Consider the following 26,573-nt stretch of genomic DNA (forward strand, 5'->3'; position numbering starts at 1 on the left):
GTGGATCAGCAGACTCTAGAAAGTTACGTCCGGGGAGTACCCAAATCCTCAGAGCTCCCGGAGACATTCCACGGCGTCTCGCATATCTCGCCATTCATCATAGAGCTGCGCGTAGTCCTCTGCGGTCTGCGGCTGTGGAAGGACCTCATCATTTGACGAGAGTAACGCTGAACAGATCGTGGTGTATTCCGCAGCCGGCTCTATCGCAGCGAAACCAACCGCCGCAGCACCCAGCAGAGTGATCTCAGGCTCCCGCTGGACCATGAGAGGCCGGTTGAGGATATTGGCGCGCAGTTGCAGGGCGGGCCGGGAACGTGAAACTCCACCGGCAAGCACCACCGGGAGGCTTTGGTCAGGGTCGAGGACATCGATGGCTTCGCGAACAGTGAACCCGACTGATTCATGCACAGCACGCAGCAGATGGGCCGGACCATGATCCGTGCCTTGGCCGAGCACTGCACCGCGCGCCTTGGGCTTCCAGTGAGGAAACCGGGCACCGGTGAGTGAGGTCAGCACTTTCAGCCCGCACGCTCCAGGGGGGAGCGCCATGACTTCTTCAGCCTCCACCGAACCGATGAGCCCGCGCCAGTGCGTCACCGCTCCGCCTGTCAGGCCAGTCGCTCCCACCGCTGCGAAGAGCTCAGGGAGCACGGCGGGATTAAGCATAGTGCCCTGAGGCTGGTGCGTCTCATCGGGAATCAGCCGCCCAAGCACGTCCGTGGTTCCGGCAATATCGGCGATACGGTCTCTGCGGTCCCCCAAGAGCACCGCGATACCGATGGACCCGTCCGGACCACCTGCGGCCACAGGTAGGCCCTGTGGCAAGCCAGTCCGGTGGGAAGCCTCTGAACTGAGCTCACCGATGATCGATAGGGGTTCGGTCTGGGGCGGGAAGATTGAGGGGTCGAGCCCCATCTGTTCTAATGCGCCGTGGTTCCAGGTGCGGCAGCGCACTGCAGAAGCCAGGGTGTAGGCGGCGTCTATCGTGTCAGTGAGGATCTGCCCGGTCAGCCTAGCCACCACGAAGTCCTTGGGGGAAAGCAGTGCGTGGAGACGGTGGTTGATATCCTCCCGTCGGCGGGCCTGCAGTGCGTAAGCGAGCGCTCCCCCGGTACTGCGCGGTCTGCCCGCTTCATCCAGCACGGAGGCGAGCAGAGACTCATCCTGCTGCTGGAACTCATCCAATCCGCGGGAGTCGGACCACCCTCCGCCCTGGTCCAGGGGATTGAGGTTTTGGTCAACCGGGATAGTACCAATGTGGGCGGAGAGGGACAGAGCCCGCGGGGTACCGGCGGGAGCAACCTCTCGCAATGTATTCAGCACGCAGCGGTAAAGTTCCTCAGCGTCGAAAAGACCGCCCCCTACGCCCCCGTGCCGGTCAACCCGGGAGGATGCAAGGATACTTCCGTCGGCGCCAACCAGCCCTGCTCGTACCGCCGAGGTGCCGATGTCCAGGGCTAATATTTGTCCAACTGCTGGGGTGGAATCTGCATAGATGGGGTTCGCAGTTCTTTCTGTCACTGGGCTTCGATTCTCAGCAGAAGCGGGAACTCCTGGAGCGTCCAGCTGGTAACTCGCTCCACAACGTTGCCGTCAGCTGCGTAGGTTATGCGTCTGGACTCCAGCGCTGGGGCGCCCTCCTCAGCACCAAGCCGGGCAGCGTGGTCAGCGCTCAGCCCGACGGCAGTGAGCTCTTGGTCGGCATGGCTCAGTTCGACTCCGTACCGTCCGGTCAGAGTGCGGTACAGGGAATCTTCAAGTAGCGACTCACGGGTGAGCGCTGGTGCCACAGCGTAGGGGATCCAAGCATCCTGCAGAGCAGCAGGAACCCCACCGACCTTACGAATGCGCTTCACACGATGAGCAATATCATCGGCGCGGATGCCGAAAAGGTCGGCGATGTCGGGTGGGACGGGATACTCCTCGAAGTGGATAGTCTCGCTGGTGACGTCTACGTCATCGGCCGCCAATTCATCACCGAATGACTGCAGCCGGTTCAAATGCCGCCCGGAGCGCCGTTCGGCCACGAACGTGCCGCTCCCCTGGCGTCGCACTACATAACGCTCGGCGTCGAGCATATCTAGTGACTGCCGGACGGTCATCCGGCTCACGCCATAGCGGCGTGCCAAATCATTTTCATTGGGAAGTTGGGCACCTGCAGGGAGACGACCGTCCCGTATCTGGGAGACGATGTCGTCGTAAATTACCCGGTAACGCGGAGCACGAGGCACTAGACCGCTCCCGACTCACGCAGACGATCCCATTCCTGATCACTGAGCCCCAGTAGCTGCCGGTAGACGTACTCGCTGTCCTCTCCGACCTGTGGGGGCGCCTTCTCCACTCTGGCCGGTGTCTTCTCCAACTTCACGGGGTTGCCTGGCATGCGGATGGTGCCCAACCGTGCGTGCTCAGCCTCAACAATCATGTCCCTGGCTGCGATTTGAGGGGTTGCTGCGGCCTCGGTCACACTCGCCACATTCGCGTATGGCACCCCCACCTCGTCCAACGCGCGGGCTGCATCTTCTCTGCTGCGCACGGCCACCCACTTTCCGATCTCCTGTTCGAGGAAGTCCTGATGCCTCATTCTGCCCTCGACGGTAGCAAAACGAGGATCGTCAGCCAGATCGCTCCTGCCCATAGCAGCACAGAGTTTAGGGAACAAAGAAGAGGTTCCCGCCTGAATGTAGATGGGGCCATCTGCTGCTTCATAGACGTTGACCGGTGCGGTCAGTGGGTCCCGGGACCCACTGCGGGGCATGCTCTCTCCGAGCATCAACTCAGCAATCAGGCGAGTGCCTAAAGCCGAGAACATCGTGTCAAATGAGGCGACGTCGACCAGTTGTCCTTCACCTGAGCGCTGGCGGTGGAAAAGCGCTAACAGAGTTCCAATCACAGCCTGGTACCCAGTAGCGTAATCAGCGATGTAAGTTCCTGAGAGTGTCGGTTTTCCATCTGGCTCGCCAGTGATGCTCATGAGCCCGGAGGAGGCCTGGGAGATAGCATCGAACAGGGCGCGACGAGAATCCGGACCTGTCTGACCGAATCCGGAAATGGAGACCAGAATAATATCCTCGTTGATCTCCTTCATCCGGTCGTGGCCGAGGCCCATCTTTTCCAGGGTCCCGGGCCGATAGTTCTCCACAACAACGTCGGCCCATTCGACGAGTTTCTCCAGGACTCCAAGCGCCAAGGGATGCCTGGTGTCGAGGCTGGCGTCGTATTTATTCCGGTGGTAGAGGAACATGTAGACGCTCTCACCTCGATAGTAAGGTCCGTGGTGCCTGGAATCTTCACCGCGCGGACGCTCGACTTTGACCACTTCCGCACCGAAATCGCCAAGGATCTGGGCGCAGAGGGGACCAGCGATGAACCGGGAGAGATCTAGAACCCGAATGCCGTCAAGGACTGCGGCTGCGGGGCTCATTTCTGCTCCACCAGGTCGGGAATGGTGGTCTCCTTCTTCACAAAAGCGGGGTAGGTCCATGCATTGGCATCACGGTCGATGGGAACGTCCAACACCACAGGTTTCTTAGCGCCGAAGGACTCCTCGACCCGACGGCGCAGATCGGAGAGGTTCCCGATGACTTCCCCGGCGACTCCCATCCCCTGCGCGACAATGCCGAAGTTCACTGGGTCAAAGTCCACACCGATAGTACGTCCGTCAAAGTGCAGCTCCTGCTCCTGCCGGATATTGCCGTAGCTGGCGTCGTTGAGCACCACAATGCAGACATTACCGCCTACTCGGGCCAGAGTCTCCAGTTCACCGAGGCTCATGCCAAGAGAACCATCGCCGATGAGTGCCAGGATGGGACGTTCCGGATCTACCAAGGTGGTGGCGATGGCGGAGGGAAGAGCAAAGCCCATGTTCCCGAAACCGACAGGCTTCATGTAGGTGCCGGGTTGGGTGATGTCCCAAAGGAAAGACCAGACCCCGGGGTTCCCAGCATCGGGGATCAGCAGAGTGTCCTCAGGGCTGACCTCACGAAGAGCCCGAACCACGTCCGCCGGAGAGAGCGGAGACTTGGGATTCTCCTCGGCTGGGGTGCTGTGCTCCCACCAGGTATTGCGAGCAGCGGTAAGGTCATGGATCCACTGCCGGCGGCTAGCCTTCGCCTGCTCGGCTCGGGAGCCAACGGCGACAAGCAGGTCACGGGAGAAGGATCCCAGGTCGGCAACTAGTCCATCGGTCAGTTCTGAGTAGTACCGCCCAATCATAGTGGGGTCTACATCGACCTGGACCACCTGTGGTAGTTTCAGCTTCCACCGTCCGGTTGAGACGGCGTTGAGGCTGTTGCCCAAAGCCAGCACCAGATCGGACTCCTCCAAAATGCGCTGGGAAAGAGCCGTACCCATACGACTGACAGCGCCAAAGACCAATGGATGAGTGGTGGGGACTGCTCCGATGCCGTTGAAGGTTGTCACCACTGGAAGGGCGAGCGCCTCAGCAAGGACCAGCACCTCCTCGGAGGCATGTGCGCGATTGCCGCCATTGCCCAGCCAGATGACAGGGCGCTCAGCATCCAGGACCGTCTCGGTCACCCGGGCCAGCGCCACCGGGTTGGTAGAGGGCCGTTCAGAAACCCAGGAACGGCTGGGGTGAACCGTGGGAACCGCAGGTGGGTCCTCTACAGTGCCTTCGATAGTGTCACGGGCGAAGTCCAGGTGCACAGGGCCGGGATTACCGGTGACTGCGTTGATGTAGGCCTCCTCCATCGCCTGCTTGATTGAGGAGGCATGCGCGACCAGCCGGGAGTATTTCACCAAGGGTTTGATCAGCTCTACGTGGTCGGCGTTCTGCGCATCGTCTTTATGGATGTTCTCACCGTTGTTATTGCAGGTGATGACAAACCCTGGGCTAGAGTCCCGGTAAGCGCCCCCGACCCCGGTGATCAGGTTGGTAGCGCCAGGTCCGGTCGTGGAGATACAGGCCGCGGGCTTGCCAGTCAGCCGCCCGTAGGCGTCCATCATTACTGCGGCGGCATTCTCGTGGCGAGTGTGGATGAACTCGATGTCGGGGGCGTCAATGATGGCATCGGTGATGGCTAGCGTCTGGCCTCCGACGACGCCGTAGACGTATTCGACTCCCAGCGACCGGAGCATATCAACAACCAGCTGTCCACCGGTCTTCTGTGTTGTAGTCATAAGTGATGTTCCTTTGGGTGTGTTAGGGAAGATGGTCAGTGGTTGGGAAGGGTGACGGACGCCCAGCCGGCCAACAGCATCCGGTCGTCGGATGCGCGGCGAGCCCATACCTCCAGGTCGATGTGCCGTCTCTCTGCCCCGTTGGTAACTGAGGTGATAAGTCCTGTGCAGCTGAAGGGTTCGAAGACTTCCAGGGGCGCCAGAAACTTGGTGTGCATCCATCCAGAGGTGAAGAAGCTCTGACCGAAGTGCCCCACCAGCAGTTCGGTCAGCACCCCGTAGATCTGCAGTCCCTGGACAACCGGGGCCCTGAGCTGCCCTTGCCGAGCAATGCGGAAGTCGTTATGGAAGTTCTTTACGTACTCACCGATTCGGCTGAAGACTGCAGCCTGATCTGCGGCAATAGTCTTCTCAAGCGGCTCCAGCACATCCCCACTTCGTGGGTCTGGTTCACCCGGGGTGATGGTTCTGGCGCCGGCGGGGATCTCGCCGGTCACACGCTTAGCAGGTTTAGCGGAGCCCCGCCCAGCGATCTCACCAGGCACTGTGCGCATAATCTCCACTCCGCGGTGACGGATCAGGCTGCGACCGTCCTCACCGAGAGCTTGAGCCTCCATGACTACGTGCCCTTGGCCTCGTTTGACGTATGCGTCGGTGTAGCGTCCCTGCAAGGTGACTGTCTCGCCCAATCTGACCGGGAAATCAAACCACATCTGCTCCTCGGTGTGATAGCCGACCACTTTGCTGCCGGCGTACTTGAGGGTGAATAACTGCAACAGATCATTAGCCAATAGGGCTGCGTGCCCAATCCTTGCTCCATCAAAAAAAGGGCTGGACTCCAGATGCCAGGGGGAATAGTCGTCCTGGGTAAATGCAAAACGCTTGATCTTGTGCTCATCGACAACTAACTGCACCGGGCCAAAGTCCTCGGGAACCTCAATGCTCTCGAACACCGGCTCCTTGAGCCCAGCGTCCGGGTCCTCGGTGCCACCGAGCTGCCGGGGATCGATGAGATCCCGCCACAGCTGATGAGATTCTCGCATCACTCGCTCCTAATTCGTCTAGACAACTAGTCATATTCTGATGTATTCCATTGATTTGTGTCAACTGGCTCAGACCACCCCGGCCTGGCGCAGTGCCACGAACTCTTCGTCGCTGCGGCTGAGCAGTTCCTGGTAGACGTAGCTGTTGTGCTCACCCACCTGAGGCGCTCCGCGCCGGATGACCCCGGGGGACTCGCTGAGCTTGACCGGCATGCCGGTCAGCGTGACCTCGCCAATCCCGGTGTGCGGCACAGGTACGAGCATCTGGCGGGCTGCCAGCTGGGGCAACTCGACCACCTCCGGGACAGTCAGGGCTGGGCCGAAGGGGATTGCGGCCTCCTCCAACAGTTCGGCCACTTGGTCGGTGGTGAGGCTGCTTAGCCACTGCTGCACGCAGTCCTCGACTGCCTCGATGTCCGCCATCCGGCCGGCGATGGTGCCCCACTCCCCTTCGGCAAGTTCAGGAGCGCCTATCAGCCCGCAGAGTCGCCGGAAGAGAGGGTTGGTGCCGGCATGCATGTAGACCCAGCCGTCGGAGGTCTGGAAGAGGTTGGCGGGCCCACTGAGCTCGTCCCTGGAGCCGGTTCGTCGGGACTGCCGACCAAGGTTGGCATAGGCGCTGGGCGCTGTTCCCAGGGAGGAGAACAGCACGTCGAGGGAGCCGACGTCGACCACTTGACCGGTGCCGGTGCGTTCTCGGTGCAGCAGAGCGGTAGTGGTGCCGAGAGCTCCGAAGACCCCGGTGAGGTAGTCGGCGATGAAGGCTCCGGCCATAGTTGGCGGATCCTCCGGTTCTCCGGTGAGAGTCATCAGCCCCGACATCGCCTGGGCGATCGCGTCGAAAAGTGCCCGCCCTGCCATCGGACCTGTCTGACCGAAGCCCGAGAGCGAGGTCACCACCAAGCGCGGGTTGATCTGGCGCAGCCGCTCATGGCCAATCCCCATCTTCTCTAGGGTGCCGGGACGGTAGTTCTCCACCAGCACGTCGCTGTGGGCGACAAGCTCCTCGAGGATCCCCAGCGCCTGGGGTGACCGCGTGTCCAGCGTCATGCCGAGTTTATTTCGGTTGTAGCTCATGACGTAGAGACTCATACCGTCCACGAAGGGACCCAGTTGGCGTGCATCCTCTCCGCCGGGTCGTTCCAGTTTGATCACCTCGGCTCCCATATCGCCCAAGAGCTGCCCGCAAAGCGGGCCTGCGATGAAACGCGAGAGGTCTAGGACTCGCATACCCTTGAGCGGTTCAGGTTTATCCTCAGGGGTACCGGCTGGATAGGTCATCAGTTTTGTTGTCTCCTTATGGTCAGGGGCCGGGTTTGATCGAAAGAGTGGGATGCAGATGCTCAGTGCCGCAGTAGGGCTTGACCCTCATCTATCTCGTTGCGAATTAGCTTTATCTGCTCTTCGTTAGGTTTTGGCGTCTGTGGGACCTGGTCCGGGATAACCGGTTCAAAACTCATCTGGTCAAGCACTTGGTCTACAGTGACCCCGGGATGCAGTGAGTTCAGCCTCATGAGGCCCTGGCCGGTGAAGTCGAAGGTGCACAGATCGGTGACCACCAGGGCAGGCCCACCGGTGCTGTAGCCCAGCTGGCGACGAGAGCCCTGTGTAGAGGCGTGACCGAAGCTGCTGATCACGTCGACCTCCTCGACAAAGGTTCGTGAAGAGAGGTCCACCACGATGATCGGGCGCTCCACGAAGGCCAAATGCTCCGCCTGGGCCAGGGTTCCCACCAGGCGGACATCCGGGGCCTCCGCGGCGCCGATGGCAGTAATGTTGAGGTTCCCCCAACGGTCCACCTGGGCAGCCGATTCGAAGCTGACAGTGAAATCGCCCCGGACCAGTGCATCCACCTTATTGCCGATATCTGCAGGGGCATGGGCGCCGGGCCACCGTGTGATGGCGTCCTGGGTGAGCTGGGTCGGCATCTTCGCCAGGTCCGGGCTGAGCAGGTTCCCTAGGTAGATGTCCAGGTCCGGGGCATGGTCGAGCTGGGCGAGCCGCGAGGCCACCAGTGGGATACCCACAGCCAATGTGTAAGCGCGCCCGGCGGTGCCGACACCGATGAAGACCAGGTCCTCGCTGCGCAGCCGACGACTGACCGCGTAGGCCATGAGTTCATTGGTCGTGAAGCTCATCGTTCGCTCACCTCCAGGCTGGAGAGACGCTGCGCCCCAGCCAGCTCTTCGATCATCTGAGCATGGGAGCCGCCGGCAAGCAGCCCTCCTAGGTAGTCGGCGAAGGTCTGGGGGTCTCGTCCCGCGGCAAGCCAGCGTTTCAGCTCCTCCGCGTCCTCGTCATAACGGGTATCACAGCTTCCCGGCCACGCCCCGAAGCGTGCTTGGCAGATCATGTCGACCTTGGTGTGGGGGATGTAAGTGAGGTTGGGCATGGCCGCGATCTGCTCGTGGGGCACGATCTCCTCGACGCTGACGATCAGCCGCCGGGCACCGGAAGCCATGATGAGGTCGAGGTCGTCGCTGTCGCGGTGCGCCGGCCAGGCAATGTTCCCGTAGCGGTCACCCCGGTAGGCGTGCAGGATGGTGACCTCGGGTTCAGCCGCCGGCACGGCATGAAGCTGCTGCCCGGTGAAGGGGCAGGTCACCTCCTGCACGCCGTGCCGGATGCTGTGGATGCCCGGAATAGGTGCCACCGGCAGGTACGGCAGGCCCATGGCGGCCGCCCGAAAACGGGCGGTCATATAGGACTCCGAACGGTCTTGGACGGTGAACTCCCCCCATTGGACTGCCCGCCTGAAGTTCGGCGCCAATCCGTACCACCAGAAACCGACGTAGATGCCCTCCCAGGAACGCAACACTCCGCCGGCCGCGAGCAGATCGGCGGCGAGGCTGGAGGCCCAGGTCATGATGCTCAGCCTGTCGGTCCCCTGGCGAAGGATCTCCCGCACCAGGGCCATCGGCTGCCTGCGCAGCAGTGATCCTCCGACCGCCACTGTGCTGCAGGACGGTATGGAGGCCACCGCCTGCTCGAGGGGTGTCAACTTGTCGCGCACTGCATCACTCCTGTCTCTGGGCTCGGTCCTACGGGGCTCTGCGCCCGGTCTGGAACAGGTAGCATCAGTTGGAGGCCGCCTCCTCCATGGCGTCGGTGATCAGCTGTCCGGTCTCTTCGAAGCGTCCGGCGAAGCGTTCGGAGGCACCCTGGACCGCTTCGGCCCATTCCTCGCGGTCTTCGAGCTCGATGAGCTCCACGCCCTGTTCCTCAAGGGCGATCAGCGCCTCCTCGTTGGCCTCTTCCAGGTAGGAGACCTGCCGCTCCACAGCGGAGTCCACAGCGTTCTGGATGATCTCTTGCTCTTCCTCCGAAAGCGCCTCCCAGGCTTCTATGCTGTAAATGATGGACAGTGGGTGGTAGACGTGGCGGTCGAGGGTCAGATATTTGGCCACCTCACCGAATCCACCGGAGTACAGGTCGTCGGGCGAGCCTTCCTGCGCATCGATTGTGCCCTGTTCCAGGCCGGAGTAAGCATCGCCCAGCGGCAGGGTCACCGCGTTGGCGCCCAGGGCCTCGGCCATGTCCACGTAAAGATCGGAGGTTGGCACCCGCAGCTGGACGCCCTGCATGTCCTCCAGCGACCTGATGGGCTGGGTCGAGATGGTGCTACGGGGACCGTTGAAGAAGGCGCCGAGCAGTTTGAAGCCCTCCTCCTGATAGACCACGTCCAGGTCGTCCCGCACGGATTCGAAGGCCTCCATGAGGGTCTCGAGGTCGTCGTAGGCGTACCAGAGCTCGAACAGAGCAGTTTCCGGGACGTAGAGGGCGATGCCAGCGGTTCCGGTTTGGGTCATTTCCAGAGAACCCTCCAGGATGCCTTCTAGCATTTCTGGTTCGTAACCGAGGGTTCCACCGTGATAGCTGTCCAGCTCAATAGCGCCATCAGACTCTTCTGCGATCTCCTCTGCCATCTCGTCGATGGCACGTGAGAACGTGGTGCCGGCTGGGTAGATGTTGCCGTAGCGGATCACCAGTTCGGCGTCCGAAGCGCCTGCGCCTTCGTCAACTTGAGCCTCGTCAGGCACTGCTGAGTCTCCGCCGCAGGAAGCCAGAAGCAGGCAGACCGCCGCAGACAGTGCGGTTCTACGCGCCATTGTCGGGGTGATGTTCATTGAGATTCCTTTCAGGGTTTGGTCCGTGGAAGGACCGGTGCGGGTGTTAAAGAACTGAGGGAATGAAGGTGACCAATTGAGGGAAAGCGATGAGGATCCCTAGGCTGGCCACCAAGGACAGCCAGAACGGCAGTAAAGGTCTAACTGTCTGGGTCAGAGGTATACGAGCAATCCCGCTGGCAATGATGAGGTATCCGCCCACCGGTGGAGTAACCGCGCCGATGGTGGCGGTAATAACGACGAGGACACCGAAGAAGATTGGGTCATAGCCGATTTCACTGGCTACGGCTGCCAATGGGGCTGCGAACATGATCAGCAGTGGCGTCACATCGATGAAGAGCCCCAGGACCAGCAGGGACACGACAATCATTATTAAGATGACGGTGGGGTTAGTGGAGATGCTTAGGAAGGTGTCCAGTAGCATCCCCTGGAACTGCAGCCTGGTCAGGACATTGGCAAAGAGGCCGGAGGTGCCGATGATCAGCAGGATGGCTGCCGACGTAGTGAGAGCACGAGTGAGCACACCGGTGAGTTCGCGCATTCCTCGCAGGCGGCCGAAAGCCACCACACCCAGTAGCATGCTCACCACTACTGCGATGACACCGACCTCAGTGGCGGTGGCAATGCCGAAGAAGATGGCGCCAACGATGATCGTAGGCACCACAGCGGCCACGAGTCCTCCGAGTGCAGCAGCGCCTAGCTCGCTCCAGCTGAACTTTGCAACTTTCTGCTGATAGCCACGGCGGCGTGAAGTGTAGTAAGCCACCACCATGAGCAGTGCGCCCATGAGTATTCCCGGCAGGACACCGCCGAGGAAAAGCGCGCCCACAGAGACATTAGTGAGCGACCCGTAGACCACAAAGAGTACTGAGGGCGGGATGATTGGTCCGATAGTCGCGGAGGCAGCAGTCACAGCGACTGCGTAAGAACGGCTGTAGCCCTTCTTTGCCATCTCCGGGATCAGTACGGTGCCCAGGGCCGCGGTGTCAGCAGCGCCAGAGCCGGAAACTCCTGACATCATCAAGCTGCCCAGTACGTTGACCTGCGCCAAGCTTCCACGAATGTGCCCGACTACAGCTAAGGCCAACCGGATAATACGCTGTGTCACGCCCGCGGCGTTCATCATTTCCCCTGCCAGCACAAAGAACGGCACAGCCATCAGGGCGTAACTGTTCATTCCACCAAAGATCTGCCGAGGAACGAGCGAAAGTGGCACAGACAGGTCGGCTACCAGGATCGTACCTAGCGCAGCGATACCGATGCTCACAGCTACGGGGATGCCCATAGCTAAGAACAGGATCAGCAGTCCGAATAGTATGAGCATCTCCATCAGCGAGCGTCCTCCTTGGCATCAACGTCTGCGTTGACTGCGTCCTCATAGGTGGGTCTTGGAGCACGGCCGGCAAACGCCTCAAGCAGCCGGACGACGGTTTCCAAAAGCATCAATGCAGCTGAGACCACCACAAGGAGGTAGGGCCAGAACTGCGAGATACCCAGCACTGGCGTGCGCTGAGAGCGGTTGAGGTTCATAGCGTCCATTCCATGCCAGACAACAACCAAGAAGAAGGCTCCGATAAGCAGAGAATTCACAGCAGTCAAGATCTGAAGACCACGGGGGCCGAGTTTTGACGGCAGGAAAGTGACTGCCATGTGCGTGTTCTCCCTCAAGCCACGAGGCACAATCAGCAGTACAGCCGCGATAATGGAAAGGTTAGTGAGCTCAATCGCCCAGGAAGCACTGGGCATATACGCCGGGAACTGTCTAGCCAGTACCGCAAAGCAGGTAGCGCATACCCCGACCACAAACAGTCCGACTGCCACCACAGTGAGGAAGCGGTGAAGGTATGTGGCCAAGACGGCATAGTGGTCTATGAGGCTTCCTAGCCAAGAGGCTCCAGGAGGTGCATGCTCAGGCACTCGAACTCCCCTCGATGTGGGCTCAAAGATTTTCGTGTCATCCATATGTCTAGACGATTGTACTGTGGATCACATTAGACGCAAATCCTCGTGTCCCGTGTTCAACTCTCAATATCTGGACTGTTCTGTGACTAAACAGAACGTCAGGCTAGTACCCACTGATACGCACTGAATCCCGCCGCCAGCTTCAGTGGGGATGAGCTCCGTGTATTGAAGGAATGTTTTGGCTGGGTGGGGGAGTCGTGAGCTGGGCCGCCTGCACACCCTAATGCTGCAGGAACTCACGCCCTGAGCAACTGCTGCACTTTCCCCTTCAGAGCACAGACGACGCGAGCCCCCGACACCCTGGTGGGACCCACGTTCCATAGCGCTTGAGTAGCAACTTTGCGTTCACTAGAGTGATGAATTTACGTGGACTTTATTAAGGCGTTTGCGTTCGATTCGATGCGCAGTTAGCGCACTGAGCAGCTCTCACATCTGGCCGATGCGCTGGAAGGACTGGTGCCAGGAGAGCGCCTCGGCCAGCAGGTGCGGGGTGTGGCGGCCCGTCGGATTCTCCGCCAGCGCCCGGTCCAGATAGTCCTGCAGCCTGTCCCGGTAATCAGGATGGGCGCAGTTGCCGATGATGGTCCGAGCCCGCGCAGTGGGTGAGAGTCCGCGCAAATCAGCCAGCCCCTGCTCAGTCACCAGGATCTGAGTGTCGTGCTCCGTGTGGTCGATATGGCTGGCAAAGGGCACGATGGCAGAGATTCTGCCGCCCTTGGCCGTGGAGGGTGAGACGAAGAAGTTCAGATACGCGTTGCGGGCAAAGTCACCGGAGCCGCCGATGCCATTGATGATGGAGCTGGCCATCACGTGGGTGGAGTTCACATTGCCGTAGATATCGGCCTCCACCATCCCGTTGATAGCGATCAGCCCCAGCCGGCGGATCACTTCAGGATGGTTGGAAATCTCCTGGGGCCGCAGCAGGATCCGGCCCTTATAGCTCTCAATGTTCTGGTTGAAGTGCGCGGCCCGCTCCGCAGAGAGTGAGAAGCTCGTAGCAGAGGCCGCGATGAGCTTCCCGGTGTCCAGCAGGTCCAGCATGCCGTCCTGGATCACTTCCGTGTAGGCAGTGAGGTTCTCGAAGGTGCTGTGTGCAAGGCTGGTCATCAGTGCATTGGCTACGTTGCCCACACCAGACTGCAGTGGGAAGAGATTCTTGGGCAGCCGATCCTGACCGACCTCATGGTGCAGAAAGTCCACCACGTGATGGGCCATAGCCTGCGAATCCTGGTCCACGGCCTTGAACGGCAGATTCCGGTCCGGGGCGTTGGTCTCCACCACCGCCACCACCTTCTGCGGGTCCACTCTCAGGTAGGGGTCACCGATCCGCTGCATCGGGTCCAGCAGCTGCAGGGGCCGGCGCTGGGGTGGCAGGCGGGTGCCGTAGTAGATGTCATGGAAGCCCTCATAGGCGCGCGGCTGCCAGGCGTTGACCTCCAGAATCACCTTCTCCGCCAGGTCCAGCCAGGTCTTGGAGTTGCCCACCGAGCTGCTGGGCACCAGCATGCCGTTGGGTAGGATCGCGGCGACCTCCACGACGGCCACATCCAGTTTCCCGTAGAAGCCGAACCATGCCTGCTGCGCCGAATGGCTGAGGTGTGCATCGATGTACTCCACCTCACCAGCGTTGATCGCCTTCCGGGTGGCGGGGTCGGACTGGAAGGGAAGCCGTTTGCTCACCGCGCCGGCTTCAGTCAGCACCCCATCGAGCTCCGGAGCAGTGGAGGCCCCAGTCCACAGCTCAATCCGGAAGTCCTCACCCCGCTGGTGCGCCTGTTCGGCCCGGTCCGCCAGTGCTGCGGGTACTGCCTTGGGATAGCCCGCCCCGGTGAATCCGCTCATTCCTATCCGGTCCCCATGACCGATATGCGCTGCGGCTTCCTCCGCAGAGACGGTTCTGCTGCTCAGTGCTGACACGTGCTTCCTGACATTGACATGGGCAAATACCGCAAGGATATGCGATGAACGACGCCAACCGATTTTCTACACAGTGTAGAAGCTTTCTGTGCTGCCGGTATAGAGTCGATAGGGGAATAACGACGACGCCCACGCCGTACCAGCACAGTACGCATCAGGAGCCCCGTGACTCTCGAGCACCGCAGCGAACCCCACACACTTTCTGTCCAGGAGGTCCTTCAGCGGCATCAGACTGCTCTCGCGGACGGTCTGAGCAATTCCGAGGCCGCAGAACGCCTGGGCACACACGGACCTAATGAGCTTCCGCCCGCAGAGAAGGACGGTCCTCTAGTCCGGTTCCTGCGGCACCTGAACGATGTGCTTATCTATGTGCTCTTAGGTGCTGCAGTGCTCACCGCGGCTCTGCAGCACTGGGTCGACACCATCGTGATTCTCTTTGTGGTGGTGATCAACGCCACAGTGGGGTTTCTTCAGGAGGGTCGGGCCGAACGCGCACTGGAAGGCATCCGCGAGATGCTCGCGCCCTCTGCCTCAGTGCTGCGCGAAGGATCCTGGGGCCAGATCCCCGCCGCAGAGCTGGTTCCCGGTGATGTGATCCGCCTGCGCGCAGGGGATAAGGTGCCCGCCGACCTCCGACTGGCTGAAGCCCATGAACTCAGCGCTGAGGAGTCCGCGCTGACCGGGGAGTCAGTGCCCACCACCAAGCGCACCACCCCGGCGGAGGCCGATGCCCCACTGGGCGACCGGCACTGTATGGCGTTCTCCGGGACCATGATCACCTCCGGCACAGGCACCGGGATGGTGGTGGCCACCGGCTCAGAGACGGAGATCGGCCGGATCAACACCATGATGAGCGAGGTGGAGTCCCTCCAGACTCCGCTGACCCGTCAGATCGCTGCCTTTGGGCGGTGGTTAGCTCTGGCCGTGGTGGTGATGACCGTGGTGCTGGTGCTGGTGGGTTCGCTAATCCACCGCACCGATCTGGGGGAGCTGCTGCAGGCTGCGGCCAGCTTCGCGGTGGCGGCGATCCCAGAGGGTCTACCGGCGCTGATCACCATCACCCTGGCCCTGGGTGTTCAGTCCATGGCCCGGCGCAAGGCGATCACCCGCAAGCTGCCAGCAGTACAGACCCTGGGCAGTGTGACCAGCATCTGCTCGGATAAGACCGGCACACTGACCAAGAACGAGATGACCGTCGAACGAATCGTCACCGCAGGGGAGATACTCGCTGTCACCGGCAGCGGCTACGCCCCAGAAGGCCAGGTGCTTGCCGGGGACGGCACCGCTGTAGGGTTGGACCACTACGGGGTGCGCCGGGCCACTGAGGCTTTCAGCACTGCCAATGACACCCAGCTGGTTCAGGACCAGGAGGGCCGATGGGGCATCAACGGCGAACCGACTGAAGGAGCACTGCAGTCCCTGGCTGGAAAGGTCGGCTTCGACCCTGCCGCCGCTGACCGGCTGACCACTCTTCCGTTCAACTCGGAGAACAAACTGATGGCCACTGTGGCCAGCATCCAGGACCAGCAGCGGGTGCTGGTCAAAGGCGCCCCGGACCGCCTGTTGGACCGCTCGGCTGAACAGCTGAGCGCTGACGGCAGCACCGAACCGCTGGACCGCGAGTTCTGGGATGAGCAGATCAATCAGCTGTCCTCCCAAGGGCTGCGCGTACTGGCCGCCGCAGAGCGTACCGCCAGTCAGGAGGATGCCGAGAAGCTGGCTGTGGAGACCCTGGGTGACCAGCTGATATTCCTCGGCGTCGTCGGTATTGTAGATCCGCCGCGTGAGGCGGCCATAGCCGCTATTGAGGTCTGCCACCAGGCCGGGATCACGGTGAAGATGATCACCGGCGACCATGTGGGCACAGCTACTGCGATCGCCCGGCAGATGGGGATTGATGATGGAGCAGGTGCGATCAGCGGCGCCCGGCTGGAGGAGGCCGATGAGGCTGAGCTGCGACGGCTGGCCACCGAGCATAATGTCTTTGCCCGAACCAGCCCGGAGCATAAGCTGCGCCTGGTCACCGCCCTGCAGGCCGCCGGTGAGGTGGTGGCGATGACCGGCGACGGGGTCAATGACGCCCCTGCGCTGCGGCGGGCCGATGTGGGTGTGGCCATGGGGGTCAAAGGCACAGAGGTGACCAAGGAGTCGGCTGAGATTGTGCTGGCCGATGACAACTTCACCACTATTGAGGTGGCGGTGGAGGAGGGCCGCCGGATCTACGACAATCTGCGCAAAGCCATTGTCTTTCTGCTGCCCACCAATGGTGCTCAGTCCGCAGTGGTGCTCTTTGCGGTGGCCCTGGGCTGGACACTGCCGCTGACTCCGCTGCAGGTGCTCTGGGCCAATATGGTCACTGCGGTGACCCTGGCCTTTGCCTTTGCATTCGAGCCAGCGGAGAAGGGGTTGATGCAGCGGGCGCCCCGGGACCCGGGCAAAGGGATTGTGGAGCTGCGCCATATGGTGCAGATCGGGCTGGTTTCGCTGTTGATCGCGGCGGCCACTATGGGGGTCTTCACCTGGCGGATCAATGCCGGTGATGCTCTGGAGTCCGCCCGCACCCTGGCCACCACAGTGCTGGTGGTCTGCCAGGCGTTCTACCTTTTCAATGTCAAGGCCCTGGAATCGACCAGCCTGCGGCCATCTGCGCTGTTGAACAACGCTGTGGCCTGGGTCTGCGTGGTGGGTCTGACGGTGCTTCAGCTGCTTTTCATCTATGCCCCGCCGCTGCAGCAGCTCTTCGAATCCACTGCTCTGGGCCCGGAGTACATCCTGATCATCAGCCTGGTCGGGTTGGCCGTCTTCGGCGTCACCGAGCTCCTCAAACTGGTGCTGTATCCGGCTCAGTCACGCCGCGGGCACATCACCGCCAGGTGAGCACGGTCCTGGTCGGTGAGTTCATCGCCGGTCAGCAGGGCGGCAGTCAGCCGGGCAGCCAGGGGGCTGAGCAGAATCCCGTGCCGATGGTAGCCGGTAGAGATCACAATGCGCGATTGAGCCGAGTTCAGCTCTCGAGCTCGCCCCGGAGATGCCGAAGCGATTGGGCGAGTGAGCGAAGCGACGTCGCTCCCATCGGTGGCTGCCCCCAGGTAGGGGCGATCGTCCGGGGTGCCAGGGCGGGCGCGGGTGGTGATCTCCACCAGTTCCATCTCGCGGACAGCCGGCAGCACAGTGGCGGCGTCCTCCAACAGCTCGGTCACACTGCCGACATGGGTGCCAGAGAGCCCATCCTCACGCGAGGAGGCACCGACTACCAGACCCAGCGGCTCCTGCGGGTCTTCCAGGGCGCGGGGCACCAAATACACCGAGCGGCCGCGGACCTTGGCCCGGATAGTGGAGCTGATGATGTGCTGCTCTCCCGGGCCCAGCTGGTCTGACCGGACTCGCAGCCGGATCACATCCCCGTGCACCGGGCGCAGGTCTAGTGGGTGCTGTTCCGGGATGCCTTTGATCTCCGAATACCCCATCCCAGGCACCAGGGCGACCCGGTCGAAGACTGCGGGGGCGGCGTCGTTTCGCTCACTCTGCTCAATCTGAATGCCATAGTCGGTCTGGTCCACACGGCTGGCACGGGCGGCTATCCACTCGGCGGACGGCCCGGCGGCAGGGAACTCAGCGGGGTCAAGCGCAGCGTTAAGCGCCTCGGTGACGCAGCGGACCAGCTGCCGGGGGTTGACCTGGTGATCGCCCGGGACTGCCCAGGCTTTGGTCAGCCCGGGGGCGAGTGCTGGCTCGATGCGGCGCAGTTCTCGAGAGGTCAGAGCGGAGACCTCCATACCCGCAGCCTGCTGGACTCTGACCAGGTCCGCTACTGCCTGACGGTCGCCGGGATCGGCAGCCACCAGCAGGGTTCCATTCTCCCGGTAACCGGTGGGCTGGGCCGTGGCAGGCTCAAGGCGCTCGATCAGCGCCGGGTACTCCGCCTGCGCTGCGGTCATCAGATCCCAGAGCTGCTGCTGGCCGTACTGGACTTCGCTGATCGGGGCGAGCATCCCGGCAGCAGCATAGGAGGCCTGTGCTCCGGGATCCGGATCGATGATGGTGACCGTATGTCCGCTCAGCCGTAACTGCCAGGCAGTCAGCAGCCCGACCACGCCTGCACCCACCACCGCGGTTCTCATCACTGAGCGGGCGACGGGAATCGAACCCGCGTCGTCTGCTTGGGAAGCAGAAGCTTTGCCATTAAGCTACGCCCGCTTGGCCGCCGCCATGAGTGCGAGTGATCCCACCGTGACGGCGTGCTGACCAGTGTACCGCGCTCTGAGTGGTCGGTGCGCACTGCCGGCTCGGTAGAGTCAAGGGATGACTTCCGCACATCAGGGGGTGCGGTTCACCCACTTGTTCACCCAAGAGAACGACGACGCCGCCCTCGCCCAGTTCCTTTCGGCCCAGCATTATCCGTTCCACGTACGTTCGCGTCTGACTGCTGAGCAAGTCCGCGTCAATATTGCCGAAGGTGCCTACGGATACAATCCCGAGCATTATGAGACTGACGCGGCCTCGGAGACGGACCACCGCGGATGGTGGGCATGGGCAGAGGAGACGCTGCTGGGCGTCGTCGTACTGGAGGATCTCACTGATGCAGTCCCGCTGTTCGACCTGCGTCTGGCAGATGAGCACCGCGGGAGAGGCTGGGGCGTACCGGTACTGCGGGCACTGACCTCCCTCGTCTTCCAAACCTACCCGGAGGTGGACAGGTTCGAGGGTCAGACCCGGGAGGACAATATCGCGATGCGCAAGGTGTTCCTGCGCAGCGGGTTCATCAAGGAGGCTCACTACCGCCGCGGCTGGCCGGTGGAAGGCGCCGAGCCGGTGGCCTCAGTGGCCTATGCGATCCTGCGCCAAGACTGGGAGAACGGGACCACCACCACATTCGCGTGGGAGGATCTCGCTGCCTGATCAAGACTAGTTCTGGCCACGGTTGTTCCGGGCGATGATGTCGAATCGGTGCCAATGCTTCGGCCCCCGACCGCTAGGGCCGTCGAACTCCTGCTCCTGAAGCTGCAGCACCTCAAATCCGGTCAGCAGCGCCTCAACCTCTGAACGGGTATGGAAGGTCATTCCGGCCACAGCGCTCTCACCCTGGGCCCAGGAGTCCTGGTCGCCGAAGAGGTGCACAGCCAACAGCCCGCGGGCACTGAGGGCTCCGCGCAGCCGCTCCCAAAGCCCGGTGAAGAACTCCGGGGCCACGAAGGGCAGGCTCGCCGAAGCAAGGATCAAGTCTGCCTGTGCGGGCTGGTAGGCCGCGAGATCAGCCGCTTCGGTGCTCAGCGCAGCACTCTCTCCTGCGCGCTGACTGGTCAGCTCTAGGGCGGCCGGCTCCAGATCCACAGCCGTCACCGCCCAGCCGCGCTCCAGAAGAAACACCGTCTCGGTGCCGTCGCCGCAGCCGAGGTCCACCGCCGTGCCCGGCTGGTCTGAGATTTCAGCGGCTCGGACTACCAGGGGCCGGGGCGGCCGGTCTTTGACCCGCCGGTAGTACTCTGCCCAGTCAGCGTCTGCGGTGGAACCCATAACAGCGAGTCTATGCATGCCTCACCGGAGTATCAGGGCTCAGTGAATTGTCAGGTCGAAGTGCCGTGCAATGCTATGGATTCGGGCGTCTGATCTGTCAATCGTACTTTCTCGCCGGTGAATGATTTGCGCTCCGCGGAAGACCGCCCAGCATTCGAAATCTCCCAGACGGGAACCGTATCGAATACCCGAATAGAGAAACGGTCACCCTCGTCCGTAAGGGAGTAGATCCATCCCGCAATCATGCGGGTCAAGAGGCGATCCCGGCCCCGAACTGCGAACATCCAAGTCGTCGTGTCCCAGAACCGCTAAATCACCATTTAACGCCGTTATCAGTGCGGTGTGTGTCTCTGGGTGATCAACATCCACAAAAGGCAATGGGTCAGAAAGGCTGAACTCTACTAGGCGGCGTCGAGTTCTCCAGTCTGCAGGGACAGCACCGGGCTCCATAAAATGCTCGTCCCGTTCTCTTGGGAGGGCTCTCATAGCTGGAGATGGACGGAAGCGAGCCAGTGTTTCCGCAAACGCCCCCTCAGCGTCAGTAGCTGCATAGAGCACGCCTCCACCGGGAACATCGAAGCGATTCCCGCCGCGGGGGTTCTGGGCATCTTCAGCTCCCAGCGCTGAAAAGTTGAGTGCATCCGGCAGCCGCCCCACACGCCAGAGGCTGCGGGGGACGTCGACCAACTGAAGTTCAGCCACCGGAGATAAAAGCTCGTGCGGCCGCGGTGACATCCCGGAACTGCTCAGCTGCCAACGCTTCGGCCGGCGATTCGTCGTCCAGCTGAGGATTCATGCCCATGAACCACGCCCGGATCGTGTGGTCGCTCTCCACCTGGTCCAGCAACGCGTAGACCTGGAATGCGTTGCGAAGAATGCGCTCTTCCCGCTCACGGGGGTGCGCCTCTCCTCGCGCCCATCTCTGCACGCTCTTGGGATCCCGGCCAATAATGAAGGACAGCAGCTGCTTTCCCAAAACCCGTAACAGTTGCCCGGCAACATCCTCAGCACTCAGCTGAACTGCGCGGCCGTGTGCGCGTGTCCGTCTGGCCTCATATGGATTTGCGAGATTCGGGCTCGACATTTTGCCTCACTTCCCGCCAGCTAGCTATATCTGTCCAATAAGTGTCTCAGGTTTGTCCGCCATCCGCTAGCCACTCTCCAGCAGGTGGCAGAGGTAGCGTTCAGGGACCTACAGATAGCGGCGGCGGGACTGGACCAATTCGAGATCCTCCTATCTGGCCTCTTGGGTCCCAGTCACCCAGCTCCAGGATGGTCGCACCCGGCAGGGAGGCGAGCACCGGCGCTCCGGTATGTTCAGCGGCCAGTCAGTTCCGCAGGATCTTCTCCATGGCTTTGCCGCGGGCGAGCTCGTCGATGAGTTTGTCCAGGTAACGAATCTCCTGCATCAGCGGCTCCTCGATCTCCTCCACCCGCATCCCGCAGATCACCCCGGTGATCTGGCGCCGGTTCTCATGCAGTGCGGGCGCCTCGGCAAAAAATACCTTAAAGTCCTTGTTTGCGGCCACCTGGGCCTCCAACTGCTCCTGGCTGTAGCCGGTGAGCCAACGGATGATCGTATCCACCTCGTCTTTGGTGCGATCCTTACGCTCGGCCTTGCTGATGTAGAGCGGGTACACCTTGGAGAACGCCATGCCGTATATGTTGTGCGCCATGACGCAAGCTTAACTCGTCACAACGACTGCGTGTCCACGTGCTGATCCCTGCGATCGGCGTTCTGGTACTGCGCCTGATCCTGCCCAAGCTGGTTCCGGCGGTCTGCTCGCCTCCTTCTGGGGTGCGCGCCGCCCTACGGATGAGCAGACAGAGAACGACGCCGCCGTCACACCCGTAGCCACCTGGCAAACTCGAAGTTCAGGCGGCCTCTGCCACCAGGGTGAGGAAGGCCCGGTTGAAATCCTTCAGGTCGTCCGGGGTACGTGAAGTGACCAGGCCGTTGGAGACCACCGCGGCGTCGTCGATCCATTCCGCCCCGGCGTTGGTCAGATCGGTCTTCAGGGATGGGTAGCTGGTCACGGTCCGGCCTGCGGCGGCTCCGACTTCGGTGAGGATCCACGGGCCGTGGCAGATGGCAGCCACCGGTTTGCTGGCCTCGAAGAACGCCTTGACGAACCGCTGTGCGTCCTCATCGATCCGCAGGGCATCAGCGTTGAGCGTGCCGCCGGGCAGTACCAGGCCTGCGTACTCAGCCGGGTCGGCACTGGGCAGATGGACGTCCACATCAAAGTGGTCTGCATGCTCCCAGTCGCCCTTCATCGCCTGTATCTGACCTTCCTTGGGCGAGATGACCACAGGCGTTCCACCGGTCTCCTGGATCGCAGCGTAGGGCTCGGTCAGCTCGGGCTGCTCCACGCCGTTGGTGGTAAGGATGGCGATCTTCAGTCCTGGAATCGTGATGTCAGCCATGGTCATTCCTCCTAGTTTGCGGGTCATGCCGAAAATGCCGGCCCGGCAGCTCCGGTGCAACGAGTTGAGCTCCTCTGTGGGCCGCTTGGGGTTTTCAACTTAGGAGCTGGGTCTGCACCTGAACAGCACGTCAGCTCAACATTGGCTCAGAATCTCATCCCAGAGACGGATGTGGCGCGGCGGTGGGCTCCCTAGGGTGAAGGTATGACCGAGCAGAAGAACGACGCCGCATACCATTTCCTCGCCGACCCCTGGGGCCAGGCGGCTGCTGTGGGTGTGCTGACCCTGTTCCCGGTGCGCAAGTACCCCGGCTGGCTGAAGACCACCATGGCATGGGGCCCGGCAATTGGGGTGACCGCTATGGTAGCCACCCCGGGGGCCACCACCAAGGTGCTGCGCAAGCTATGTGAGTGGGCCGGCGATGACCCCGAACAGATCAACGAGGTCGAGGAGATCAAGCCGGTCACCCGGGCAGGGATGGCCGTGGCTGCCGGTGCCGCCATGTACGGGGGATGGAAACTCTCCGTGTGGTCCGACACTGCCATGGAAAACCTTGTGCGCAAGCTGCGCATCCCGGCCCCTCGGGTGGCGATGGGCGCGGCGGCCGGCTGGGCCACCTGGTGGCAGGTCAAGCAGGCCAACGAACGCGTGGCTGCTCAGCGGGCAGAGCGTCAGCGGGAAGCCGAGCGCGAGCGCATCCGAGATACCAGCGCATAGATCACCAGCGCCGAGGCTGTGATGCACGGCCAGATCGCCAGGGTCGGCACAATCCCCAGCACCGATCCAGAGACCCCGCCGAACAGCCCGGCCACTGGCACCACGCCCATAGTCAGGGTGCGTCGCGCGGTGGTGATCCGCCCGAAGTGTGACTCCGGCATGATCGAAGCCGCCCAGCCCATATTGGCCACCGATGCCGCCACCACTGCGAAGCCCCAGAGCACACTGTGCGCGAACACCAGCGCCACTGCCACCGGAAGAGTCGTAAAGGCAGCCACTATGTAGAACGACGACGCCACCACCTGTCCCAACGTTCCGGCCACCACAATCTGAGGTGCGGTAAAGCGAGGCAGCAGCCGCGGTCCGACCAGAGCGCCGAGCAGCCCGCCCACTGCGCCCGCGCTGAGGGCGGCACCGAAGAGGGCGGGGTCAAGACCGAGCACCTCCAGCAGGAAGATGACCTCCACCGCGGTACCGAAGCTGATCGCGGCATTGGTGGCAGTCACCAGCAGGGTGATGGCCAGCAGCTGCCGCAGTTTGGTCAACTCGGTGAACCCGGCAGTCACAGTTTTCCAGAATGCGGTTTTGGGGGCAGGTGCCGCTGATCCGGCGTCGTCATCTGTGCTGGCCTCGGCCGCAGGCAGGGCGGTCCTCCGGATTGGCGTAAGTGACAGCAGGGCGATGCCGAGCAGGGCGATGCTGATCCCGATCAGCGCTGAGGCTCCCCACGCTGTGATCACCAGGCCGGACGCAGCGGGCGCAATGATGCGTACGGTCTCGTCCGTCGAGGTCAGCCGGGAGACGAACCGGGAGACATAGGAGGTGCGGTCGGCGTCGTACTCGATCAGGCGCGGAGCGAGAGTCTCCTTACTGGCGCTCAATGCGGTGGTGCACACCCCAATGAGCGTGACCAGTACCATGCCCAGCCAGATGGTGAGCACTCCGATCAGGTGCAGGGCCAACAGCGCACTGACGAGTACCAGCAGCACCATCTGGGCCAAGCGCAGGATCAGCAGCGGGTGGCTGCGGTCGATGAGGATCCCGATGGGCACAGCCAGCAGCAGGAAGCTGAGCGAGCCGAGGGCGTTGATCAGTCCCATCTGGTAGGCCGCGGCCCCCAGGATGGTCACGAACAGCACGTCGGTGGCGACGTCCAGAGCTGAGGTGTGGGCGGCTGCGGAGCCGTTGGATGCCATCAGCGCGCGCCGCTGGACAGGGAGGGATGTCATGAGAGTTCTTCTTTCAGGGCGTAGTAGGTCTCCAGGGACGGCAAACAACACCCAGGCCGGATGCTCGGCGGGGCGGTTCGCGGTCGAAGAGCTACACGCGCATGAAGAACATGGGCTCCACATTATCCCGGATCGGATTTTCAGGGGATTGTTGGGTTATCTACAGCTCATGAAGTGTCGATAATCCGACAAGTGCCTGATTTTGCGAGGTGGGAGGGAGTTCAGCTGCACCCGATACTGTGGAGTCATGACTACCGCCACTCCAGAACCCACCCATCTTGGCCAGCTGCGGCGCGAGCGTCTGCTGGCCTCCAGGCTCTACGTCTGTACCGACCTGCAGCGGTTCATCACCCGCCCAGAGGCCGGCCCTGTGGACGAGCTGGACTTCGAGGCGCTGCGCAGCTTCTTCGCCGAGGCCTATGCCGGGGGCGTGGACATCATCCAGGTGCGGGACAAGAACGTCTCAGCCCGCACCGAGATCGCCGCCCTGACCCTGCTCAAAGAGGTAGCCGATGAGTACGCTGGCCTCTCTGCGGCCAATGACCGGGCGGACCTGGCGCTGATCACCGGAGTGGATGTGTTCCACGTGGGCCAGGAGGACCTGGCCACCGATCATGCCCGGGCTATCCTGGGTGATGACGTGATCATCGGCCGCTCCTGCCGGAGCCTGACACAGGTGCGGGAAGCTGATTCAGACATCGGCATCGACTATTACTGCACCGGTCCGGTCTGGGAGACCCCCACCAAGCCCGGCCGCGCGGCAGTGGGCACCGAGCTGGTGGCTCAGGCGGCTGGTCTGGAATCTGTGAAACCGTTCTTCGCCATCGGCGGGATCAACACGGAGAACATCGGGCAGGTCACCGGAGCCGGCGGCGACCGCGTGGTGGTCGTCCGCGCGGTGACCCAGGCTTCGGACGTGGCTGCCGCGGCGAGGACCCTGCGCGAGCACCTGCCGGCTTAGCCCTCTGCTTCGGTGCAAGCTGACTGCGACCTGAGGACTCCTTGCGCCCGCGCGCAATCCCGATGAACTCCTGGATCTCCTCTGAGTCTCTCTCGCGCAGCCACACCAGAGAGACCGGATACCCCGGCTGACCAGCAACAGTGCGGACGACGACGTCCTTTCGGCTCACTGCCCGTGCCACTGAGTTTGGCACCACCACCAGTCCTGCCCCTGCGGCGGCCACCTCCATGGCCGTCCGTTCGGCAGCAGCAAGGTCTGCACCGGTCAGCGCCGTATGCGGGTCATGAGCTGCCACCCCCATCTGCGAGGGGTCGATGAATGGCTCGTCAGCGATCTCCACCCAGTCCACAGAATTCTCAGCCGCAGCCACCCAGTGGTCCCGCGAGGCGCAGACCGCCGGCTCCTCGGTGTAGATCTGCACTGCGTGAAACGTGTCCTTATCCGGAGCGGGGGTGCCTGGGCGGCTGCGGAGGTAGGTGATGTCCACGGTGCCTGCGGTGAGGCGCTCGAGCACGCCGGCGTCGTCGTAATAGTGAACCTCAAGCGGGATATCGGGATACCTCTGGCGCCAGCGCCGCATCCATTTGTCCGGCGCTGCCCCTGCCATCGCCCCGATCCGCATCTGATCAGCCTACCGGCGCGGCAGCACCGTGCCCCTACTTCACCTGCTTGCGGAGGAAGTCTGCGGCGCGGTCCCAGGCAAGCTGGGCGAGCTCGGGGTCGTAGGTGCCGATGAGGTTCTCGTCGTTGTGAAAGGCGTGGCCGGCATCGTAGTAGAAGAACTCCACCTCCGCGCCTGACTCCTCACGAATCTGGGCCTCCTGCTGACGGGCCTGCTCCTCCGGGTACATCTGGTCCTGCTTGGCATAGTGCCCCTGCACCGCCGCCTTCACCCCGGTGTAGGTCTCCGGCACCGCCTGCCCGACCCCGTAGAACGGCACCGCAGCTGAGACCTTCTCGCCCTGCTGGGCGGCCAGGGCAAGCACGAAGCCCCCGCCCATGCAGAAGCCGATGGCACCCACGGATGTGGAGGTGACGTCCTGGTGGGCCAGCAGGAAGTCGGTAGCTCCGGCCAGCTGCCGGGCGCCTTCCTCGGCGGGCAGCTTGGACATCATCTCCCCGGCCTCCTCGCCGTCATGGGTGATCCAGCCGCCGTAGAGATCGGGGGCCAGTGCCACGAACCCTGAAGCCGCCAGTCGGTCGGTGACCTCTTTGATGTGGTCAGTCAGGCCCCACCACTCCTGGATGACGATGATCCCCGGGCCCGACCCAGAGGGCGGGGTGGCCAGATAGCCGTGACCGGTATCGGTGACCTCAGCGCTGGGCAGCTGGAAGGTGATGTTCTGGTGCGGGGTCTTCTCTGCCATGGGATCCTCCTATGAGTACCTGGGTGAGCACATCTTCCCTGTTCAGACTACTGAACACAGCTGCAGCGGTGAAGAGCAGCTGCGAATCCTTAGCCGGGAATGTCCTCGTTCTGCCACAAGGTTGACCTTAGGGGTAGATTCGACGCATGCGATGAGGAGCTGACAAG

25 protein-coding genes and 1 tRNA gene are annotated in these 26,573 nt (G+C 62.3%); 4 read left to right on the top strand and 22 right to left on the bottom strand.

Going from position 1 to position 26,573, the window contains the following annotated elements; translation table 11 throughout:
* Positions 1-48: 48 nt before the first annotated feature.
* From F0311_RS17190 to F0311_RS17245, 12 genes are all read right to left on the bottom strand, one after another.
* On the bottom strand, positions 49-1,521 hold the full coding sequence (locus F0311_RS17190; RefSeq protein ID WP_223881455.1) for a xylulokinase: 1,473 nt from the start codon (positions 1,519-1,521) through the stop codon (positions 49-51).
* Entirely contained in the window at positions 1,518-2,231 is a 714-nt protein-coding gene (locus tag F0311_RS17195; protein ID WP_150463185.1) for a GntR family transcriptional regulator, read from the bottom strand. Before F0311_RS17195 ends, F0311_RS17190 begins: the two co-directional genes overlap by 4 nt.
* A complete protein-coding gene (locus F0311_RS17200; protein ID WP_150463186.1) occupies positions 2,231-3,424 on the bottom strand; it encodes a CaiB/BaiF CoA transferase family protein in 1,194 nt (397 codons plus the stop codon). Before F0311_RS17200 ends, F0311_RS17195 begins: the two co-directional genes overlap by 1 nt.
* Positions 3,421-5,142: a thiamine pyrophosphate-binding protein gene (locus F0311_RS17205; protein WP_150463187.1), complete on the bottom strand. Its 1,722-nt coding sequence runs from the start codon at positions 5,140-5,142 to the stop codon at positions 3,421-3,423. Before F0311_RS17205 ends, F0311_RS17200 begins: the two co-directional genes overlap by 4 nt.
* A gap of 35 nt (positions 5,143-5,177) precedes the next feature.
* On the bottom strand, positions 5,178-6,185 hold the full coding sequence (locus F0311_RS17210; RefSeq protein ID WP_150463188.1) for a MaoC family dehydratase: 1,008 nt from the start codon (positions 6,183-6,185) through the stop codon (positions 5,178-5,180).
* Positions 6,186-6,254: 69 nt separating this feature from the next.
* Positions 6,255-7,466, bottom strand: coding sequence for a CaiB/BaiF CoA transferase family protein (locus F0311_RS17215; RefSeq protein WP_150463189.1), 1,212 nt, complete (start codon positions 7,464-7,466; stop codon positions 6,255-6,257).
* Positions 7,467-7,528: 62 nt separating this feature from the next.
* On the bottom strand, positions 7,529-8,323 hold the full coding sequence (locus F0311_RS17220; protein ID WP_150463190.1) for a CoA-transferase: 795 nt from the start codon (positions 8,321-8,323) through the stop codon (positions 7,529-7,531).
* Positions 8,320-9,198, bottom strand: coding sequence for a CoA transferase subunit A (locus F0311_RS17225; RefSeq protein WP_150463191.1), 879 nt, complete (start codon positions 9,196-9,198; stop codon positions 8,320-8,322). Before F0311_RS17225 ends, F0311_RS17220 begins: the two co-directional genes overlap by 4 nt.
* A gap of 64 nt (positions 9,199-9,262) precedes the next feature.
* Positions 9,263-10,312: a TRAP transporter substrate-binding protein gene (locus F0311_RS17230; RefSeq protein WP_150463192.1), complete on the bottom strand. Its 1,050-nt coding sequence runs from the start codon at positions 10,310-10,312 to the stop codon at positions 9,263-9,265.
* A gap of 46 nt (positions 10,313-10,358) precedes the next feature.
* Positions 10,359-11,642 (bottom strand): TRAP transporter large permease, encoded by a 1,284-nt coding sequence (locus tag F0311_RS17235; protein WP_150463193.1) that lies wholly within the window; start codon positions 11,640-11,642, stop codon positions 10,359-10,361.
* Entirely contained in the window at positions 11,642-12,274 is a 633-nt protein-coding gene (locus F0311_RS17240; RefSeq protein WP_150463194.1) for a TRAP transporter small permease, read from the bottom strand. Before F0311_RS17240 ends, F0311_RS17235 begins: the two co-directional genes overlap by 1 nt.
* Positions 12,275-12,700: 426 nt before the next feature.
* Entirely contained in the window at positions 12,701-14,191 is a 1,491-nt protein-coding gene (locus F0311_RS17245; protein ID WP_191090013.1) for an acetyl-CoA hydrolase/transferase family protein, read from the bottom strand.
* A gap of 165 nt (positions 14,192-14,356) precedes the next feature.
* Here F0311_RS17245 and F0311_RS17250 point away from each other — a divergent pair, with 165 nt between their 5' ends.
* A complete protein-coding gene (locus F0311_RS17250) occupies positions 14,357-17,068 on the top strand; it encodes an HAD-IC family P-type ATPase (RefSeq protein WP_150463196.1) in 2,712 nt (903 codons plus the stop codon).
* On the opposite strand, the gene F0311_RS17255 is transcribed toward F0311_RS17250, so the two are convergent.
* A complete protein-coding gene (locus F0311_RS17255; protein WP_150463197.1) occupies positions 17,035-18,312 on the bottom strand; it encodes an FAD-dependent oxidoreductase in 1,278 nt (425 codons plus the stop codon). The genes F0311_RS17250 and F0311_RS17255 overlap by 34 nt on opposite strands.
* A 5-nt stretch (positions 18,313-18,317) precedes the next feature.
* Positions 18,318-18,388, bottom strand: a tRNA-Gly gene (locus F0311_RS17260).
* Between the two features lie 105 nt (positions 18,389-18,493).
* Here F0311_RS17260 and F0311_RS17265 point away from each other — a divergent pair.
* On the top strand, positions 18,494-19,090 hold the full coding sequence (locus F0311_RS17265; RefSeq protein WP_150463198.1) for a GNAT family N-acetyltransferase: 597 nt from the start codon (positions 18,494-18,496) through the stop codon (positions 19,088-19,090).
* 6 nt (positions 19,091-19,096) lie between these two features.
* Here F0311_RS17265 and F0311_RS17270 read toward each other — a convergent pair whose 3' ends face one another.
* The 5 genes from F0311_RS17270 to F0311_RS17290 all read right to left on the bottom strand — a co-directional run bounded on the left by F0311_RS17270 (position 19,097) and on the right by F0311_RS17290 (position 22,132).
* Positions 19,097-19,705 carry a class I SAM-dependent methyltransferase gene (locus F0311_RS17270; protein WP_223881456.1) on the bottom strand — a complete coding sequence of 203 codons (609 nt, stop codon included), beginning with the start codon at positions 19,703-19,705 and terminating at the stop codon, positions 19,097-19,099.
* Between the two features lie 204 nt (positions 19,706-19,909).
* Positions 19,910-20,440 (bottom strand): RES family NAD+ phosphorylase, encoded by a 531-nt coding sequence (locus tag F0311_RS19170; protein WP_150463200.1) that lies wholly within the window; start codon positions 20,438-20,440, stop codon positions 19,910-19,912.
* Complete coding sequence (locus tag F0311_RS17280; protein WP_150463201.1) at positions 20,400-20,681, bottom strand: hypothetical protein; 282 nt, start codon at positions 20,679-20,681, stop codon at positions 20,400-20,402. Before F0311_RS17280 ends, F0311_RS19170 begins: the two co-directional genes overlap by 41 nt.
* Positions 20,682-21,033: 352 nt before the next feature.
* Positions 21,034-21,381 (bottom strand): DUF2200 domain-containing protein, encoded by a 348-nt coding sequence (locus tag F0311_RS17285; RefSeq protein WP_150463202.1) that lies wholly within the window; start codon positions 21,379-21,381, stop codon positions 21,034-21,036.
* 199 nt (positions 21,382-21,580) lie between these two features.
* Positions 21,581-22,132: a type 1 glutamine amidotransferase domain-containing protein gene (locus F0311_RS17290; protein WP_150463203.1), complete on the bottom strand. Its 552-nt coding sequence runs from the start codon at positions 22,130-22,132 to the stop codon at positions 21,581-21,583.
* Between the two features lie 204 nt (positions 22,133-22,336).
* On the opposite strand from F0311_RS17290, the gene F0311_RS17295 reads away from it, so the two are divergent.
* Positions 22,337-22,849, top strand: coding sequence for a hypothetical protein (locus tag F0311_RS17295; protein ID WP_150463204.1), 513 nt, complete (start codon positions 22,337-22,339; stop codon positions 22,847-22,849).
* Here F0311_RS17295 and F0311_RS17300 read toward each other — a convergent pair.
* Positions 22,804-24,078: an MFS transporter gene (locus F0311_RS17300; RefSeq protein ID WP_191090015.1), complete on the bottom strand. Its 1,275-nt coding sequence runs from the start codon at positions 24,076-24,078 to the stop codon at positions 22,804-22,806. The two genes, F0311_RS17295 and F0311_RS17300, sit on opposite strands and share 46 nt — an antisense overlap.
* 247 nt (positions 24,079-24,325) lie before the next feature.
* On the opposite strand from F0311_RS17300, the gene thiE reads away from it, so the two are divergent.
* The gene (thiE, locus tag F0311_RS17305; RefSeq protein WP_150463206.1) at positions 24,326-25,039 is read left to right on the top strand and encodes a thiamine phosphate synthase; all 714 of its coding nucleotides are present in this window, start codon (positions 24,326-24,328) and stop codon (positions 25,037-25,039) included.
* Here thiE and F0311_RS17310 read toward each other — a convergent pair.
* On the bottom strand, positions 24,936-25,661 hold the full coding sequence (locus F0311_RS17310; protein ID WP_150463207.1) for a LysR family transcriptional regulator substrate-binding protein: 726 nt from the start codon (positions 25,659-25,661) through the stop codon (positions 24,936-24,938). The genes thiE and F0311_RS17310 overlap by 104 nt on opposite strands.
* Positions 25,662-25,695: 34 nt before the next feature.
* On the bottom strand, positions 25,696-26,406 hold the full coding sequence (locus F0311_RS17315) for a dienelactone hydrolase family protein (protein ID WP_150463208.1): 711 nt from the start codon (positions 26,404-26,406) through the stop codon (positions 25,696-25,698).
* Positions 26,407-26,573: the final 167 nt, after the last annotated feature.

Source organism: Nesterenkonia ebinurensis, assembly GCF_008711175.1.
Classification (GTDB): Bacteria; Actinomycetota; Actinomycetes; order Actinomycetales; family Micrococcaceae; genus Nesterenkonia; species Nesterenkonia ebinurensis.